The sequence below is a fragment of the Spiroplasma endosymbiont of Lariophagus distinguendus genome (assembly GCF_023846195.1).
Taxonomy (GTDB): Bacteria; Bacillota_I; Bacilli_A; order Mycoplasmatales; family VBWQ01; genus Spiroplasma_E.
The window spans coordinates 1-740 of sequence record NZ_JALMUW010000157.1; the positions used below are offsets into that span (position 1 = coordinate 1).

Genomic DNA, 740 nt, shown 5'->3' on the forward strand with positions numbered 1-740 from the left:
TAATATCTACTTTAGTTGCATATTTTGCAATTACATTTGTATCATTATTTGCTAAATAATCTGCTAAATCATTAGCAACTTCATATTGCATTGTATTTAATAAATTTTGTCCATTTTCAGCATTTAAATCAACATTAGCAATTATTTCACCCGCAACTGCTTCTTCTTTAATTTCTTTTAAAATTTTAATAGTTTCAGCATAACTAACATCTAATCCTTTGCTTTTATCATTTCATTTTAATACTTTAATTTCTGAATTTTTTGGTTTTTTAACTATAAATTCAATTTTTGTTGAATTAACCATTTCGATAGGAAAAAAACTTGCTCATGGTGAATTTGATTGTTTATAAAATTCTATAAACTCTGGTGCTTCTACTAATTTTTCGGTATTATCTAAATTTTTATTGAATTGTATTGCCATTTTTTGATTTCCTTTCTGTTATAAATTATTATTTTTTTTATAATCCAATAATGTACTTTTTATTGAATTTGGTTGATTTGTTATTATTGTTTGTGGTTTGCCACCTGTATTAATTGTTTCTTTAAATACTGGTTGTTCTTTAATCATTTTTTTAATAGTTTCTTCAATTTTTGAATTTTCTAAATTATTAGTTTTAAATTTTAAATAATCATAAAATTCAGTTTTAACTTGATATTTTTTAAATATATTAATCATTTCTTTTTCTTTAATTTCTTGATTAAGTTTATTTAACTTATTTTCTGCTTCATTAACTTTATTT

Annotated in this window: 2 protein-coding genes; both read right to left on the minus strand. The window is 20.9% G+C overall.

Translation table 4 applies throughout. The features are described from left to right. Window positions 1-421: hypothetical protein (locus M0D11_RS06270; RefSeq protein WP_252321099.1), on the minus strand; the 421-nt coding region annotated here is incomplete at its 3' end. Between the two features lie 18 nt (window positions 422-439). Continuing rightward, window positions 440-740: hypothetical protein (locus M0D11_RS06275; RefSeq protein ID WP_252321101.1), on the minus strand; the 301-nt coding region annotated here is incomplete at its 5' end.